The organism is Gordonia zhaorongruii (assembly GCF_007559005.1).
GTDB classification, from domain to species: domain Bacteria; phylum Actinomycetota; class Actinomycetes; order Mycobacteriales; family Mycobacteriaceae; genus Gordonia; species Gordonia zhaorongruii.
In genome coordinates this window covers 200,293-215,351 of the sequence record NZ_CP041763.1, presented here as the reverse complement: position 1 = coordinate 215,351, position 15,059 = coordinate 200,293, and the positions used below count along the sequence as shown (strand labels likewise).

The window sequence follows — 15,059 nt, the reverse complement described above, 5'->3', positions numbered from 1 at the left end:
CACGCCTTACCGTGGACCTGTGGCCCACTACGACGACGCCGAACGCAATGGCACCGCAGGCCGGTTCGCACCGTCGCCGTCCGGCGACCTGCATATCGGGAACCTACGCACTGCGGTCCTCGCCCAGCTGTTCGCCGGTGCGTCCGACCGTCGCTTCCTGATGCGCGTCGAGGACCTCGATCGGGTCCGAGACGGGGCGGAGGAACGCCAGCTCGCCGATCTCGCCGCCATCGGGATCCGGTGGGAGGAGCCGTTAGTACGTCAATCCGAACGACGTGGCGGCTACTCGGCGGTGGTCGACTCGCTGGTCGCCGCGGGAGCCACGTTCGAGTGCTTCTGCACGCGGAGGGAGATTCTCGAAGCGCCGTCCGCGCCGCATGCGCCCCACGGCGCCTATCCGGGAACGTGCCGCGATCTGACTGCGGCGCAGCGCGACGAACGCCGCAGCACGCGTCCCGCCGCGATCCGGCTGCGTTCGGAGGTCGCGTCGTTCCCCGTGCACGACGCGCTGCACGGCGAGTTCACCGGCGACGTCGACGACTTCGTGCTGGTACGCAACGACGGGACTCCCGCCTACAACCTCGCGGTGGTCGTCGACGATGCCGCGATGGGCGTGGACCAGGTGACCCGCGGCGACGACCTGCTCACGTCCGCACCGCGTCAGGCATATCTCGCGACCGTCCTCGGACATCGGCCGCCCGAGTACGTCCACGTGCCGATGGTCCTGAATCGCGACGGCGTCCGACTGGCCAAGCGCGACGGCGCGGTCACCGCCGCCGACCTGGCCGAACACGGAGTCGACGCGCGGGCCGTCCTGTCGCTGATCGCCGTCTCGCTCGACCTCGCACGCGAGGGCGAGTCGGTCACCATGGACCGTCTCGCAGATCGTTTCGATCCGTCCGCCCTGCCGCGCGAGCCGTGGATCTTCGTCCCACCCGCATCACCGACACGTAGTTCGCAGAACTCGGGTGCTGCAAACGAGTAGTCGGCCCATACGGGTTGGCAATGCGGGATCCGAGGTTGGCAGCCGCGGAGCGGCTCGGTCAGGAGTTCTGGCCGCGCGCCGCCACCCGCCAGCGACCGACGACCAGTCCCTCGCGGGTCACTGCCACCCGATCGACGAGGTTCATCACCTGGCACACGTGATTCGGCACCACGCGGATGCGCGAACCGAGAACGGGTAGCGGGGCGTCGTCCGGGAAGACGACCGTCGCGTGATGCTCGGACAGCGCACTCACCCACGCGTCCGGATAGTCGAGGAGCCTGCCGAAACCCGACGCCCACGCCGGCCGGTCGGCACCCAGGATCTTGCTGCCCGAGTCGAGGATCACGCGCCGGTGCTCGGGTCCGTCATGGCGACTCACGACGGTGGCCAGCACGCTGAGTGCGATGTCGGACGCGTCGATGCCGCCCAGCTCCCACTGCTGTGCGTCGCCGAACACGTACACGCCGGGACGCGCCTCGGTGAGCTCGGTCCCGTCACTCAGCAGGACACTCGGAGTGGACCCGCCGCTGCGTTCGAGGTCGTCGAACCCCGCCTCTGTCAGCGAGTCAGACGCCTCGCGAAGGACCTGTGCTTCGTCGTCCGCCGCCTGCTCACCGGCGCCTTCGGCGTAGCTGTGTCCGGGGAAGGTGAACACACCGCGCACCAGCAGTCCGGCGTCGGCCGCCGCCCGCGCGATTCCGACGACTTCCTCGGGCAGCGCTCCGCTGCGGTGATGCCCGCTGTCCAGTTCGATGAGAGCCCCGAACGAACCGGCGTACTCACCGAGCAGTGCCGCCGCATGCTCCGCGCCCGCCACCGAATCGACGCCGAACGAGATCCGCGCCCCCTCGCCGACGACGAGGCGCACCAACCGTCCGGCCGCCGTCCTCGTGAGCCAGAGCGGGTAGGCGATGAACAGATCGTCGAATCCGGCAGCCGAGAACACCTCGGCCTCGCCGATCGTCGCGACGGTCAGCCCACAGGCACCGGCATCGACCTGCTTGCGCGCGATCTCCACCGTCTTGTGGGTCTTGACGTGCGGGCGAAGTGCGACGTCCCGGTCGCGCATGGACGCCGCCATCGACTCGATGTTCCGGTCGAGAATCTCCTCGTCGACGATCACCGTCGGCGTGGTCAGCATGTCGCCCATCGCCGCTACCTCCCCGACCCGTTGCTCGTGCTGTAGTAGCGGCGAAGGAATTCGTCGCGGTACTCGAAGTAGTTACCCTCCTCGATCGCCTTTCGCGCGCGATCGACCAGAGTCACGGTGAACGACAGGTTGTGCAGCGTCGCCAGAGTCGAGGCGAGGCCCTCCTTCGCCTTGAACAGGTGGTGCAGGTAGGCGCGGGTGTACTGGGTGGAGTAATTGTCGAGTTCGGCGTCGAGCGGCCCGAAGTCGGCGCGGTACTTCGCGTTGGTGATGTTGTAGCGACCGTCGAACGAGTAGATCGCGCCGTTCCGGGCGACCCTGGTGGGCGACACGCAGTCGAAGGTGTCCGCACCGTTCTCGATGGCGGTGAAGACGTCGTCTGGCTCGCTGATCCCGAGAAGGTGGCGGGGGGCGTCGTCGGGAAGCTCGTCGGTGACCCAGCCGACGATGGTCCCGAGGTTCGCCTTCTCGAGGGCACCGCCGATGCCGTAGCCGCCGAATCCCTTACCGCCGTTCTCCTGATCGATCCGGCTGAGCTCGACGAGGTCGCGGGTCGCCTTGCGACGCAGGTCCTCGTACTGAGCGCCCTGCACCACGCCCCATAGAGCCTGCTGCGGACGGTGCGAGCGTTCGGTGGAGAGCCGATTGTGCTCGGCGATGCAGCGGATCGCCCACTGCCGAGTCCGCTCCAGAGAGCTCTCCTGGTAGCCGCGAGTGTTCATCAGGGTCGTCAACTCGTCGAACGCGAAGATGATGTCGGCGCCGAGCTGGTGCTGGATCTGCATCGACACCTCCGGCGTGAACCGATGCATGGACCCGTCCAGATGCGACTTGAAGTTGACTCCGTCGTCGTCGACGTCGGCAAGCCGCTCCTTGCCCTCGGCGATGATCGAATCATCTTGTCTCCCAGTCACATCCATCGATATGACCTTCTTGAACCCGGCGCCGAGCGACATCACCTGGAAGCCGCCGCTATCGGTGTAGGTGGGCCCGGGCCAGTTCATGAAACGACCGAGACCGCCCGCCTCGTCCACGATGTGCGGGCCGGGCTGCAGATACAGGTGGTAGGCATTGGCCAGGACCGCCTGCGCGCCGAGCGCCGCAACCGATTCGGGGAGCACGGTCTTGACGCTCGCCTTGGTCCCCACCGGAACGAATGCGGGTGTCTGGATCTCACCGTGCGGGGTGACGATGGTGCCGGTGCGCCCGGCCGTCCCGTCGAGGGTGGCACGCCGGATGAACTTGCTGCTGGTCACCCAGCACATTCTCCCAGGTGTCGGACCGATTGCTCAAACGCGACGCGGCCGAAGCTACCCCGCGAACGCCGAACACTCCGCTAGCGTGGACGCATGACACGCACGATGAAACTCACTGCCACCGCGCTACTCGGCCTGTCACTCACCCTGACCGCCGCGGCGTGCGGTGACGAACAGGAAGCTCCGACGACGAGCCAGGCGACGTCTGCCGCGGCCAGCCCGTCCGAAGGTGCCGACGTCCCGGTGGTTCCGGGACCGAAGCCGAAGACGAAGTCCTCCACCACGACGGCTTCGAGCGAGAGCGCCGACAGCGGCGAGGGCGCAGGCGAATCGTGTGGTCAGGCGAAGGGCCCCGACGGGTCTCTCCGGATCAAGATCGTGGAGGGCGACCTCGACTGCTCGACGGCCGAGTCGGTCGCCAAGGAGTACAGCCCGAAGATCGCCACCGGCCAGCCGCAGACCGTCAACGGGTGGGACTGCGGTCCGTCGCAGACCACAGGCGAGCTGTCACGCTGCACCAAGGACGACCAGGCGTTCGCACTGGTCCCCTAAGCCGATCGAGTGGCGGGCGAAGCCCGGGACCGTCTCAGTCGGCCAGGGCCTGCGCCACGCGCTCCAGCGCCGCGACTCGACTGCCCTTGACCAGAACGGCGTCGCCGTCACCGAGTTCGCCCAGCGCGTCGACGGCACTCGCGACGTCGGGCACGTGCAGCACGTCAGTCGCACCATAGGCGAGTTCGTCGACCGCGATCACGGTGATGCCCTGCTCGACGGCCTGGCGGGCGATGTCGCGATGCGCCGCAGCACCGTCGGCACCCAGCTCCGCCATGGTTCCGACCACCGCGAAACGACGGCGGGCATCGAGGCGAGCCAGCGAGTTGAACGCCGCCGACATCGACGTCGGGTTGGCGTTGTACGCGTCGTTGATCACCACGACACCAGCCGACGTCGTGCTCATCTCCATACGCAGACCGGACAGGGCTGCGTTGCGCAGTCCGCCTGCGAGCTCGTCCAACGGCACGCCGAGTCCGCAGCCGGCTGCAGCCGCCGCGAGGGCGTTCGGCACCTGGTGCTCGCCGCGGGCCTGCAACGAGATCGGCGTGGAACCCCAGGGGCTGTGCAGCGTGAAACCAGCCCGCAGCTGGTCGTCGAGGACGATGTCGGTGGCCCGGATGTCCGCGTCGTCGGCCGTACCGTAGGTGAGCACGCGTGCGCTGGTTCGGCTGCGCATGTCGCGGACCACGGCGTGGTCGGCGTTCAGGACCGCGATGCCGTCGGCGGGCAGGGACTCGACGAGCTCGCCCTTCGCGGTGGCGACGTCGTCGAGGGTGCCGAACATCTCCAGGTGGACGGCCTCTACGCGCGTGATGATTCCGACGTCGGGCGTGGCGATGTCGCACAGGAGCTCGATGTGGCCCACGCCGCGTGCCCCCATCTCCAGGACGACGGCCTCGGTGCCGTCCGGGGCACCGAGCAGGGTGAGCGGCAGACCGAGCTCGTTGTTGAACGACTTCTCGCTCGCCGCGGTCCGGTAGGTAGTGGCCAGCACCCCGGCGAGCAGATCCTTGGTCGAGGTCTTACCGACCGACCCGGTGACGCCGACGACGCGATCACCGACCCGCGATCGGGCCGCCCGCCCGAGATCGGCGAGTGCGAGGCCCGTGTCGGCGACCTGCACAGCGGTCGCGGCGACCGCCGGATCCGGCGCCCGATCGGTCAGGTAGACGGACGCGCCCGCCCGAACCGCACTCGCGATGAAGTCGTGCCCGTCACGCGCGGCGACGATCGGCACGAAAAGCTGACCTGCCCCGATGGTCCGGGAATCGATACCGGCCGAATCGACTCCGACGTCGGGCCCGTGAAGTGTTCCACCGGTGGCTTCTGCGATCTGGCTGGCGAGTAGGTGCACGACAGAAGACGCTACAGGCGAACACGTATCGTGGCACCCATGAGCACTCCCCTCCTGCGGTTGGTCGTCCTCTACGGCGGAGTCTCCGCCGAACACGACGTCTCGAGGATCTCGGCGGCCCACGTCCTGGCCGCCGCCGATCAGGACAAATACGTTCTGGTACCCGTCGGCATCGACAAGCAGGGGGTCTGGCACCGCAACGAGGCGGCCGCGCAGGCCCTGGCGGCCGGAGACCAGCTGCCGAACCAGCTCGACATCGAAGGTCCCGCCGTGGATCCGCTCGACGTGCTGCGCGGGAGTTCGACGGAGGTGACCGTCGTGTTCCCGCTGTTGCACGGGCCGCACGGCGAGGACGGCACCGTTCAGGGCATGCTCGAGCTCTTCTCGGTTCCCTACGTCGGTTGCGGCGTCCTCTCGTCATCCCTCTGCATGGACAAGGCGATGGCCAAGGAGGTCGCGGAGCGCGCGGGCATCCCCCAGTGCAAATGGCTCTCGTTCCGGGACGGCGCGGCCGATGCCCGCACGATCGTCGAACGCGCCGTCGACGAACTCGGGCTCCCCGTGTTCGTGAAGCCCGCGAACATGGGATCGTCGGTCGGCGTCTCGCGCGCGGGATCCGCGGCCGAGTTGGATGAGGCGATAAACGTCGCGTTGCGCTACGACGACGTCGTGGTGATCGAGGAGGCCGTGGACGGACGCGAGATCGAGGTCGGCGTCCTCGGCGGCATCGCCCCGGACACGACCTTCCCCGGCGAGGTCAAGCCGGGCAGCGACTTCTACGACTACGAGGACAAGTACCTCACCGGCAACGCCGAGTTGATGATTCCGGCGCCACTCTCGGATGAGGCCATCGGACAGGCCCGCGAACTGGCAGCTGACGCGTTCGTCGCGCTCCGCTGCGCCGGTCTGGCCCGCGTCGACTTCTTCTACGAGGAGGGCGGCCGCGGCTGGCTGCTCAACGAGATCAACACGATGCCCGGGTTCACTCCGGCGTCGATGTACCCGAAGATGTGGGAGGAGTCGGGTATCGCCTACCCGGACCTCATCGACCGCCTCGTCACGCTGGCCCTCGAAGTGCACCGGCGGCGCGGTTCGTTCTCGACGGAGCACTGACACTCCGGTTCGGACATTGGAAAAGCCCCTGGCTCGTGTACACGAACCAGGGGCTTGCGCGGTGGCGGGGGGATTCGAACCCCCGGTACGGGGTTACCGCACAAAGCATTTCGAGTGCTTCACCTTCGGCCGCTCGGACACGCCACCGCGAAGAACTATACGTGAGACGATGGTGAGCACGAAACCGGCAGGTCGGGGACTATTTCAGCCTCGTTCACCCGTTAGTTCCGGCGGTAACGGACCGACTCAATTGCCGGTGATCTTCTTGGTGATCTCGCCCAGCTTGCCCTTCGCGGCGCCGACCGCGCCCTGCACGTTCTCGTTGGCCGCGACCTCGTCGAACTTCTCCTTGGCGACGCCGACGGCACCCTTGACCTGCTCGCTCTCGGCGAACTCGCCGACCTTGGTCCGCACGACGTCGAAAACCTCGTTGACCCGGTTCATCGGATCCGACATGTGACTCACCCTTCCATCCTGGCGAACGCGCAGCTCCAGCGACTGCGCACACCTCAAGTGTGCACCGTCCGAGCCTTGTCCGGTAGGCCGTCGACCTGTGACGTTCAGCCTGCGAGACCGGAAAACCGCCCGAGCACGCGGCACCGCGCCGTCCGGTCAACGACGACCGACGAAGAACTCCCTGACCAGCTCGGCGCACTCGGGTTCGAGCACGCCTGCGAGCACCTCGGGCCGGTGGACGAGCCGCGGGTCGCGGAGCACATCCCACAGCGAACCGACCGCTCCGGTCTTGGGTTCCCAGGCGCCGAAGATCACTCGTGACACGCGGGCCAGTCCGACCGCTCCGGCACACATCGTGCACGGTTCCACCGTCACCGCCAGTGTGCATCCCTCGAGTCGCCAGCCGTCGCCGTGCGCTCGCGTCGCCTCGCGCAGAGCGAGGACCTCGGCGTGCGCGGTTGGGTCGCCGTCGGCTTCACGTCGGTTCGCAGCCCGCGCCAGCTCGGTGCCGTCCGGCCCGAACACGACCGCACCGATCGGCACGTCAGCGGGATCGGCCCCGCGGGCGGTCTCGAGTGCGGTACGCATCATCACCTCGGCGTCCCGCTGCACCGCACCGCGGTCGGTCCGCACTGTCATCGGGAGTTCAGTGACCGAGGTCGTCGAGCACCGTCGAGAGTTCATCTGCGCACCCGAGACGCGCCGCGATCATGCCGAGCTGCTCGTCGGCGTACAGATCGGTGTCGCCGACGATCACGCTCATCACCGCGTCCGGCAGACCGAGGTCGGCCAGTATCGCGAGATCGCCTTCCTCCCATGGGTCGACGTCGTCGAGTTCGTCCGGATCGAGGTCCGGGATGTCGACGTTCAGCGCATCGAGCACGTCGGCGGCGATGTCGTAGTCGACTGCCGCCGTCGCATCCGAGAGGAGCAGGTGCGCACCCGTCGGCGACGGACGGACCACGATGAAGAACTCGTCGTCGACGTCGAGAAGGCCGAAAACGGCTCCCGCGGCACGCAGCTCGCGGAGCTGCAGTTCGGCGTCATCCAGACTGTCGAGCGCGGAGGGCCGCAGCGCCGTGACCGCCCATCCGGAGTCGTCACGGACAACGGCCACAGCGAAACCATCGACATCGGTGTAATCGCTCTCCGCGACCGGCTTCGCCATGTCCGCCACGGTATCCGCTTTTCGACACTCTCCCAAGTCCGATTTCCCAGGTGTGCCACCCTGATGACGTGTCTGATGAATCGTCACGTCCCGTCTGCGTCCTCGGCCTCGGCCTCATCGGCGGCTCGCTTCTGCGGCGCCTGGACGCCGACGGTGCCACCGTGTTCGGCTACAACCGGTCCCAGACCACCGTCGACGAGGCGGCCGGCGACGGCCACGACGTATCAACGGACCTCGACACCACACTCGACCGCGCCGCCGACGAGGACGCGGTCATCGTCCTCGCGACGCCGGTCACGGCTCTCGGGCCGATACTCGACGCCATCGCCGTCCGTGCACCGCAGTGCCTGCTCACCGACGTCGTGAGTGTGAAGGAAGAGGTCGCCCGAATCGTCGCGCACCATCACCCGGATGCGCGCTACGTCGGCGGGCACCCGATGGCCGGGACCGTCCACTCCGGTTGGCGGGCCACCGACCCGACCCTGTTCGAAGGTGCGATGTGGATGGTGTCGACCCATGACGACACCGATCCCCACGACTGGCTCGCGGTCGCCCGCATCGCCCTGGCGACGGGTGCGCTCGTCGTCCCGGCCGCGGATGACGCTCATGATCGGGCTGCCGCCGCCATCTCCCACAACCCGCACCTCACAGCTGCGGCGACGGCCGCGGTCGGCGGCGGTGAGAGCCTGCTCTCCCTCCGGCTGGCGGCCGGGAGTTTCCGCGACGGGACACGGGTGGCGGGCACCGCACCCGAATTGCAGCGGGCGATGCTCGAAGCGAACTCGGTGGCGCTGCTCAACACTCTCAGCGCCACCATCGACCGACTGGTCGCGGCGCGCGATCGGCTCCGTGACCACGGCGACGTCGCCGCGCTCGTGGAAGCCGGACATCGGGCACGCCTCGCTTACGAGGAGATCGCGGGCGAAGAACCCGCACCGATCACCGGTGTCGACGTCGGCGGCGACGGGTGGGCCCAGGAACTTCGCCGCCAGGCGCATCTGGCGCGCGTCTGGGTCGGCTGAGGCGGATCAGACTCTGGTCGCGACGCCCGCGTAGTCGACGACCATGCCCGCGCTGTCGACGCTGAACGCGTCGTCGCCGCGTTCGGACGTGACTCGCACCTGGCCGTCCTCGATCGAGTAGGACGCGTGCAGGGTCTTCGCGTCGAACGCGGGGAACACCAGGCCGACAAGCGGAATGTCGTCCTTGCGTCCACCGCCGACCAGCTTGTGCCGGTTGATCGGCAGCGTCTTGAAGAACGGCGACTGCAGCACGTCGACGGCCTCCGCGCCGTCGAAGTCGCTGTGCACGGTGCTGTCCGGCGTCTGCACCATCCAGCGCCCGTCCATGTCCCGACTCACGTCGTAATGCCCTTCGCCACCCGCACGGAGGAGGCGGACCGAGAGCCGCCGGGTCACCCCGATGTCGTTGGTGACGAGCTCGTACGACGCCGAATACGCTTCGACGTCGTCAGTTGCCGCCGAGATGATCCGACCGTAGGCACGCAGCCGCCCACCACCGGTGTTGAGCCGAACCTGTTCGAGCCGGCCGCCGTCGACGCTCTGCCAGGTGAACATCGTCTTGGCACCGGCGTCGCGTGCCGTATCCGAGAAAGTCACGGTTCTACGTTAGCTTTCAGCCGTGCGCGCGGCAGACCAGCATGCCGGACGGGTCGTCGGCCGGGAGTTGTTGGTGAGCGACGACCCGTCCGTCGACCGTGATCTTGCACGAGGCCGGGGCGCCGGGAGCAGCAACCACACTGACGCGGAGCGCGCCGGTCGTGCCCTGCACCTTCTGCTCCCACATGTCTTCGGTGAGGTGCTGCAGGCGCACCTGCCCATCGTCGATGAACAGGATCGTCGACCCGGGGGCCGCTTCGACGGTGAGCACCGCCTCGAGTCCGCTGGGCGCAGGTCGTCCGGTCTCCCCGGGCACCGACTCCTTGGGCTCGATCGACTTGGGAAGGTACGGGTCGTCGGTGTTCTGCGACAACGGCGGTTCAGCGCGCGGCGGCAGTGTGTCGCGGTCCTCGCCACCGGACAGCAACGCGAGTCCGCCCGCGACCACCAGGACCAGCACCACCACTGCGGCGATACCCATCGCCAGTCGCTGCCCGGTGTTCTCCGGCGGTAACGGCGCATTCGGTGGCGGCCCGGAGACACCCGGTCCGGCGGAGTCCGGCCCGTCGGGCTCGGCAGGCACTTCGACGTGCGACGTTGCCCCGGGAGGGCCGGTATCGGGACGGTATTCGAAGCGCGGCGTCCCATCGGGTCCGTAACCGAGCGGCGGATACTGCTGGCCCACCGCCATCGGCGGACGGTAGTGCGGCGCTGGGTACGACTGCGCCCCTGACTGTCCCGGTCCCACGTAGCTCAGGATACGCGGGCCTGTGGGAAACACCACTGACCGTGCATCTCGACTCGCGCACATGCCCGGCCCTCCGTAGTGTCCGACGCGGGGGAAGTACAGGCACCGGCGACGGTGCCTGCATATAAGGGGGAGATTCAATGAAATCGAACAAAGCCATGTGGACCGCGATGCTTCAGGTCGTCACGATCATCGCCGCAGCGGTTCTGCTGGTCATCATGGTCCTGGCCGCGCCGGAGCAATCCGGGGCCGACGGGCACGCGGGATCACCTGCGCAGTCAGCGAGCTGACCTTCCGCGAGCGGACACCCCGTCGATTCCAGTGTCGGGCGGCGGCGCTGACGCTGTCGGCGAGGCCGCGTCGGCCGCGGTCCTCGACGTCGACGGATCAAGGCAGATGAACGCGAACCAAAAACCCGGGCCACGCTACTGCGTGGCCCGGGTTAGAGTGCGCCCGTAGGGATTCGAACCCCAAACCTTCTGATCCGTAGTCAGATGCTCTATCCGTTGAGCTACGGGCGCGTGCCGGATCGATACTACTCGATCCAGATATTCAATTTTCCGAGGGCGTGACCTCGGTCGGCGGAGGCGAGAGGATTTGAACCTCCGGTCCCGTGTTAGCGAGACAACTCATTAGCAGTGAGTCCCATTCGGCCGCTCTGGCACGCCTCCAGCGGAGTTCTATCGCGAACTGCCGAGGCAGAACGTTACACACGGATGTCACACTGAGGCAAATCGCCGGGTGCTTGTCGGCCACACACCTGGTCACGCATACATTCAAGGGGTGACACCGCGCATGAGACCAGACCTGGAATCCCTGCCCGTCTACGTACCGGGCAAGACGTTCCCCGGAGCGATCAAGCTTGCGAGCAACGAGGTCGCGCACCCTCCCCTGCCGAGCGTGCTCAAGGCCGTCTCCGACGCTGCGACGACAGTAAACCGCTACCCCGATAACGGGATGGTGCTCCTCACCGACGAACTCGCCAAGTCGGTCGGCGTCACCCCCGACGAGGTCCAGGTCGGCTGCGGCTCGGTCATCCTCTGCCAGAACCTGATCACCGCGACCTCCGGCGCGGGCGACGAGGTGATGTTCGGGTGGCGATCGTTCGAGACGTACCCGCTCGCTACCCGCGTCGCCGGGGCGACACCCGTCCCGATTCCGCTCACCGGCGATCACGTCTACGACCTCGAGGCGATGGCCGCAGCCATCACCGACCGCACCCGTCTCATCTTCGTGTGCAATCCGAACAACCCGACCGGCACCGTCGTCGAGAAGGACCAGCTCCGCGCATTCCTCGCTGCAGTTCCCGGCAATGTGGTGGTAGCCCTAGATGAGGCCTACATCGAGTACGCACGACTCGACGGGGACCGCGCGTACGATGCTCTCGAACTGCGCCGTGAGTTCGGCAACCTCGTCGTCCTCCGCACCTTCTCGAAGGCGTACGGGCTCGCCGGGCTGCGCGTCGGGTACGCCGTCGGCGACCCGGCGATCATCACCGCACTCGGCAAGATTCACGTGCCGTTCAGCGTGAGCACCGTCGCCCAGGCCGCCGCCATCGCGTCCCTGTACGCACAGGATGAGCTATTGGCTCGCACCGACGCCGTGGTCGCCGAACGGGGCCGGGTGGCCCGGCGGCTGCGGGAACTGGGCTACCGCGTACCCGAGTCGCAAGCCAACTTCGTCTGGCTCGACCTCGGGGACGACGCGGTGCCGTTCGCAACCGCGAGCGCGGACGCCGGCGTGATCGTCCGCCCGTTCGCAGGCGACGGAGTGCGCGTCACCGTCACCAATCAGGAGGAGGACGACGCGTTCCTCGCGTTCGCAGATCAGTGGGCTGCGCGCGAGTAGCCCGTAGTCAACCGCACGGCGCGGTGGCCGCGTGAATGTTCGCTACAGCGCAGGAGCCAGGACGCTCCACGCCTTGGGCAGGTCCTGCTTCCAGTACGCCCAGCGGTGCGTGCCGATCAGCCGGAATCCGGGCGTGAAGTCGATGTTCGCCGCCCGCATCTGTGCCGCGAACTCCAGCGAGCAGCGGTTCGCGCCGGCCTCCAGCGCGGAGCCGGCGGCGATCTGCTGCTGCCGGGAGCCCTCGGACGGGTCGAACTTCGCGTTGAAGTCGGCCGGTCCCACGGCTCCGGAGCCGGATGCCAGGTAGATCTTCTTTCCGCGGAGCGCGTCCATCCGCCGAGCCGGGTCGTGTGCCTTCCACTGACGTGAGCCGGGTGCACCCCACATGTTGGTGGCGTCCCCGCCTTCCGACGCGACCGTCGTCCGGACGTACGCCTCGTTCGCGGGCCCCAGAACCGGCGGGCACCCGCTCAACGACCCGATGGCCTGGTACAGGGATGGGTGGCGGGTCGCCAGGGCGAAGGCGGACTGGCCGCCCATCGACAGCCCCATGATCCCGTTGCGGCCGGAACCTGCGAACTTCGAGTCGATGAGAGGCGGCAGCTCCTCTGTCAGGAACGTCTCCCACTGCGGCTTACCCATACTCGGGTCCCGGTGACTCCAGTCGGTGTAGAAACTTCCAGCGCCACCCGCGGGCAGGACGACGTTCACGTTGCGGCCCGCGAAGTACTTCTGCGCGCCGCCCTTGGTGATCCAGTCGCTCACCTTCGCGCCCGCCGCAGAGCCGTCGAGCAGGTACAAGGTAGGACGCGGGGCACTGCCACCCGGAGTCAGCACGGTGACCGGCATCTTCTCGTGCATCGACGGGGAGTCGATCTTCAGGTCGACGCGGTGAGTGGCCACCGACTTCTTCGCCACGATCCGTGCCGTATCGGTTCTCCGGTCCGGCTCCGCGTCCGCGACCGCCGGTGTCAACGCTGCGATCGTCGCAGCGGCAGCCACCACGGTGAGAAGGCGTGTAGATCGTATGGACCACATGAAGGTTAAGGGTACAGAACCACGCAAGTCCGACGACTGCTAGCACGCGGATGCGCTCGGACTGCGGACTCCTCGGTGGGCAACCGCGCCGATACACTGCGCGCATGAGCGCCACCTCGTACGCCTTCGTCGCCCACGTGCCCGTCCGCTGGTCCGACATGGATGCGTTCGGCCACATCAACCACGCACGGATGGTCACCCTGATGGAGGAGGCCCGCATCGAATGGCTTCTCTCCGCAGGTGAGGAGTACGCCCCGCTGATCAAGAGCGCGATGATCGTCCACGTCGAGATCCGGTACCAGGCACAACTTCGTCACGAGGACTCCCCGATCGAGGTCGGCATGTGGATCACGAAGCACCGCTCGGTGGACTTCACCATCGGCTACGACATCCGGGCCGCGGGCGACACCGGGCGGCCCGCCTGCGTCGCCAGCACCCAGATGGCCGTCGTCGACATCGAGAACCATCGCCTGCGCAGGCTCACCGACGTCGAGAAGCAGCACCTGACCGCGTGGGGATCGGCCGGTTGATGATGCCGATCCATACCGTCACGCCGACTGTGTGTCAGGGCTCGTAACGCTCCGGAAGCTCACGCTGCAGACCCGGACCGAGCTGGGCGATGTTCCCCTGCAGGACGTCGCGGTACACACGCAGCTGCTCCTCGCCGCTGCGAACCTGCTGAGACAGGCGGCGCGTGTTGTCGGCACCGATCTCGCGGTCCCCCGACCGCGCCAGCAGGTGGTCGATTCGGTCGTCGAGGGTCGATGCGCGGTCGAACTCGTCGAGCAGACGCAACTCGACGGCCGCTGACTCGACGGTCGCCGCGATCTCACTGAGCGCGTGTACCCGGTCGATCAGCTCGGACCAGACCGGCCGCAGGGCGTTCTCCCGCGCCTCGATGTGCTCGGTGAACCCGTGATCGAACCCTGCATTGCTCTTGGCCCGATCGAGATCGACCCGGAGCGCGCGCAAGGCGACCGTGTCGGAGGCGATCTCCGCCAACTCTGCGTGCAGGTTCACCTGTACGCGTTGCATCTCGAAGTGGTCCGACAACCAGGCCGGGTTGGTGCGGATCCGGTCGTAGAAGTGCCCGGCGACGAACAGCAGGGTCTCGTATCCGTCGGCGAACGACGCGCCGCGCGACAGCGGCCCGGACGGGATGGCGTCGGGGCCGAAGACCTGCGCAGCGAACTCCTCGACCTGTTTACGGGGACCGCGACCGCCGACCTGGCCGATCACGCCCACCACCTTGTCGAACGCGTCGGTCCCGGCGCGACGGGCACCCGTAGGCCGGCTCGGGACCGGCGTGCACAGCAGTCCCGCGAAAAGCTGTTCGCGCTCGTCCAGTTCGAGGTAAATGTTCTCGCGGCGTTCACGGCGGATGGCTCGCGTGCCACCCGGGAAGATGCCCTTGGCGATGACGACGGCGCGTCGTGCGTCCTCGCGGCGCCGGGTGAGCCCCGAGAGCCGCGACTTCACGACCGGTACCACCACACCCGGCAGCACCGTCGTGTCCAGATACCTCTCGGCGTGCAGGATGCTCCGCTGCGTACGGCGCAGTTCGCTGTACCCGCTGGTCGGCGACGGCATCGGCAGGTTCATCGCCGCTCGGCGCACCACGATCGCGCGGGCGGTCGGAGTGACGTACGCCGACGCGATGAGCAGGGCCGCGGTGTCGGACAGCTCGGGCGGCTGCCCGGGGATTCGCACATCGTTCGTCCACTGCCGGATGTCGGCAGCGGTGATGGAACGATTCGGCTCAGACATAG

The 15,059-nt window shown here is 67.8% G+C and carries 17 protein-coding genes and 3 tRNA genes; 7 read left to right on the top strand and 13 right to left on the bottom strand.

Translation table 11 applies throughout. The features are described 5' to 3' along the window. The first annotated feature begins 19 nt into the window (after positions 1–19). On the top strand, positions 20–985 hold the full coding sequence (gene gluQRS / locus FO044_RS00995) for a tRNA glutamyl-Q(34) synthetase GluQRS (RefSeq protein ID WP_132992829.1): 966 nt from the start codon (positions 20–22) through the stop codon (positions 983–985). Positions 986–1,043: 58 nt separating this feature from the next. Here the strand turns inward: gluQRS and FO044_RS00990 are convergent, their stop codons facing one another. Then, on the bottom strand, positions 1,044–2,135 hold the full coding sequence (locus FO044_RS00990; protein WP_132992828.1) for a D-TA family PLP-dependent enzyme: 1,092 nt from the start codon (positions 2,133–2,135) through the stop codon (positions 1,044–1,046). 5 nt (positions 2,136–2,140) lie between these two features. Then, on the bottom strand, positions 2,141–3,400 hold the full coding sequence (gene tgt, locus FO044_RS00985) for a tRNA guanosine(34) transglycosylase Tgt (RefSeq protein WP_132992827.1): 1,260 nt from the start codon (positions 3,398–3,400) through the stop codon (positions 2,141–2,143). Positions 3,401–3,484: 84 nt separating this feature from the next. Between tgt and FO044_RS00980 the strand changes: the two genes are divergently transcribed. Further along, positions 3,485–3,943, top strand: coding sequence for a hypothetical protein (locus FO044_RS00980; protein WP_132992826.1), 459 nt, complete (start codon positions 3,485–3,487; stop codon positions 3,941–3,943). A 34-nt stretch (positions 3,944–3,977) separates the two neighbouring features. Here FO044_RS00980 and FO044_RS00975 read toward each other — a convergent pair whose 3' ends face one another. Further along, complete coding sequence (locus tag FO044_RS00975) at positions 3,978–5,300, bottom strand: UDP-N-acetylmuramoyl-tripeptide--D-alanyl-D-alanine ligase (RefSeq protein WP_132992825.1); 1,323 nt, start codon at positions 5,298–5,300, stop codon at positions 3,978–3,980. 39 nt (positions 5,301–5,339) lie between these two features. On the opposite strand from FO044_RS00975, the gene FO044_RS00970 reads away from it, so the two are divergent. Then, positions 5,340–6,413 (top strand): D-alanine--D-alanine ligase family protein, encoded by a 1,074-nt coding sequence (locus FO044_RS00970; protein WP_132992824.1) that lies wholly within the window; start codon positions 5,340–5,342, stop codon positions 6,411–6,413. A gap of 59 nt (positions 6,414–6,472) precedes the next feature. Here FO044_RS00970 and FO044_RS00965 read toward each other — a convergent pair. The 4 genes from FO044_RS00965 to FO044_RS00950 form a co-directional block, all read right to left on the bottom strand. Beyond that, a tRNA-Ser gene (locus FO044_RS00965) sits at positions 6,473–6,560 on the bottom strand. 99 nt (positions 6,561–6,659) lie between these two features. Then, on the bottom strand, positions 6,660–6,869 hold the full coding sequence (locus tag FO044_RS00960; RefSeq protein ID WP_132992823.1) for a hypothetical protein: 210 nt from the start codon (positions 6,867–6,869) through the stop codon (positions 6,660–6,662). Positions 6,870–7,025: 156 nt separating this feature from the next. Further along, complete coding sequence (locus tag FO044_RS00955; protein WP_132992822.1) at positions 7,026–7,508, bottom strand: nucleoside deaminase; 483 nt, start codon at positions 7,506–7,508, stop codon at positions 7,026–7,028. 7 nt (positions 7,509–7,515) lie between these two features. Further along, the gene (locus tag FO044_RS00950) at positions 7,516–8,037 is read right to left on the bottom strand and encodes a tRNA adenosine deaminase-associated protein (RefSeq protein ID WP_132992821.1); all 522 of its coding nucleotides are present in this window, start codon (positions 8,035–8,037) and stop codon (positions 7,516–7,518) included. A 68-nt stretch (positions 8,038–8,105) separates the two neighbouring features. Here FO044_RS00950 and FO044_RS00945 point away from each other — a divergent pair, with 68 nt between their 5' ends. After that, complete coding sequence (locus FO044_RS00945; protein WP_132992820.1) at positions 8,106–9,059, top strand: prephenate dehydrogenase; 954 nt, start codon at positions 8,106–8,108, stop codon at positions 9,057–9,059. Positions 9,060–9,065: 6 nt separating this feature from the next. Here FO044_RS00945 and FO044_RS00940 read toward each other — a convergent pair whose 3' ends face one another. Both FO044_RS00940 and FO044_RS00935 read right to left on the bottom strand, forming a co-directional pair. Then, a complete protein-coding gene (locus FO044_RS00940; RefSeq protein WP_235831388.1) occupies positions 9,066–9,656 on the bottom strand; it encodes a putative glycolipid-binding domain-containing protein in 591 nt (196 codons plus the stop codon). A 16-nt stretch (positions 9,657–9,672) separates the two neighbouring features. After that, positions 9,673–10,347 (bottom strand): hypothetical protein, encoded by a 675-nt coding sequence (locus tag FO044_RS00935; protein ID WP_132992819.1) that lies wholly within the window; start codon positions 10,345–10,347, stop codon positions 9,673–9,675. Positions 10,348–10,544: 197 nt separating this feature from the next. On the opposite strand from FO044_RS00935, the gene FO044_RS14970 reads away from it, so the two are divergent. Continuing rightward, a complete protein-coding gene (locus FO044_RS14970) occupies positions 10,545–10,694 on the top strand; it encodes a hypothetical protein (RefSeq protein WP_165943068.1) in 150 nt (49 codons plus the stop codon). A gap of 158 nt (positions 10,695–10,852) precedes the next feature. Here FO044_RS14970 and FO044_RS00930 read toward each other — a convergent pair. Together FO044_RS00930 and FO044_RS00925 are read right to left on the bottom strand one after the other, a co-directional pair. Then, positions 10,853–10,925 (bottom strand) — tRNA-Arg (locus FO044_RS00930). Positions 10,926–10,986: 61 nt separating this feature from the next. After that, positions 10,987–11,075 (bottom strand) — tRNA-Ser (locus FO044_RS00925). Between the two features lie 112 nt (positions 11,076–11,187). Here FO044_RS00925 and hisC point away from each other — a divergent pair. Continuing rightward, entirely contained in the window at positions 11,188–12,252 is a 1,065-nt protein-coding gene (hisC, locus tag FO044_RS00920; protein ID WP_132992818.1) for a histidinol-phosphate transaminase, read from the top strand. A gap of 42 nt (positions 12,253–12,294) precedes the next feature. Here the strand turns inward: hisC and FO044_RS00915 are convergent, their stop codons facing one another. Further along, complete coding sequence (locus tag FO044_RS00915; RefSeq protein WP_412917603.1) at positions 12,295–13,254, bottom strand: alpha/beta hydrolase; 960 nt, start codon at positions 13,252–13,254, stop codon at positions 12,295–12,297. Between the two features lie 140 nt (positions 13,255–13,394). Between FO044_RS00915 and FO044_RS00910 the strand changes: the two genes are divergently transcribed. Then, the gene (locus FO044_RS00910; RefSeq protein WP_186290569.1) at positions 13,395–13,820 is read left to right on the top strand and encodes an acyl-CoA thioesterase; all 426 of its coding nucleotides are present in this window, start codon (positions 13,395–13,397) and stop codon (positions 13,818–13,820) included. Between the two features lie 34 nt (positions 13,821–13,854). Here FO044_RS00910 and FO044_RS00905 read toward each other — a convergent pair whose 3' ends face one another. After that, positions 13,855–15,057, bottom strand: a complete 1,203-nt coding sequence (locus tag FO044_RS00905; RefSeq protein ID WP_132992815.1) for a hypothetical protein — start codon at positions 15,055–15,057, stop codon at positions 13,855–13,857. Positions 15,058–15,059 lie beyond the last annotated feature (2 nt).

Bases quoted from the DNA above. Each gene is read 5' to 3' on its own strand.
- FO044_RS00950 (WP_132992821.1), bottom strand. From the start codon at position 8,037: ATGGCGAAGCCGGTCGCGGAGAGCGATTACACCGATGTCGATGGTTTC.
- FO044_RS00905 (WP_132992815.1), bottom strand. From the start codon at position 15,057: ATGTCTGAGCCGAATCGTTCCATCACCGCTGCCGACATCCGGCAGTGG.
- tgt (WP_132992827.1), bottom strand. From the start codon at position 3,400: ATGTGCTGGGTGACCAGCAGCAAGTTCATCCGGCGTGCCACCCTCGAC.
- FO044_RS00980 (WP_132992826.1), top strand. From the start codon at position 3,485: ATGACACGCACGATGAAACTCACTGCCACCGCGCTACTCGGCCTGTCA.
- FO044_RS00970 (WP_132992824.1), top strand. From the start codon at position 5,340: ATGAGCACTCCCCTCCTGCGGTTGGTCGTCCTCTACGGCGGAGTCTCC.
- FO044_RS00955 (WP_132992822.1), bottom strand. From the start codon at position 7,508: ATGACAGTGCGGACCGACCGCGGTGCGGTGCAGCGGGACGCCGAGGTG.
- FO044_RS00910 (WP_186290569.1), top strand. From the start codon at position 13,395: ATGAGCGCCACCTCGTACGCCTTCGTCGCCCACGTGCCCGTCCGCTGG.
- FO044_RS00960 (WP_132992823.1), bottom strand. From the start codon at position 6,869: ATGTCGGATCCGATGAACCGGGTCAACGAGGTTTTCGACGTCGTGCGG.
- FO044_RS00935 (WP_132992819.1), bottom strand. From the start codon at position 10,347: ATGGCGGTGGGCCAGCAGTATCCGCCGCTCGGTTACGGACCCGATGGG.
- FO044_RS14970 (WP_165943068.1), top strand. From the start codon at position 10,545: ATGAAATCGAACAAAGCCATGTGGACCGCGATGCTTCAGGTCGTCACG.
- FO044_RS00990 (WP_132992828.1), bottom strand. From the start codon at position 2,135: ATGGGCGACATGCTGACCACGCCGACGGTGATCGTCGACGAGGAGATT.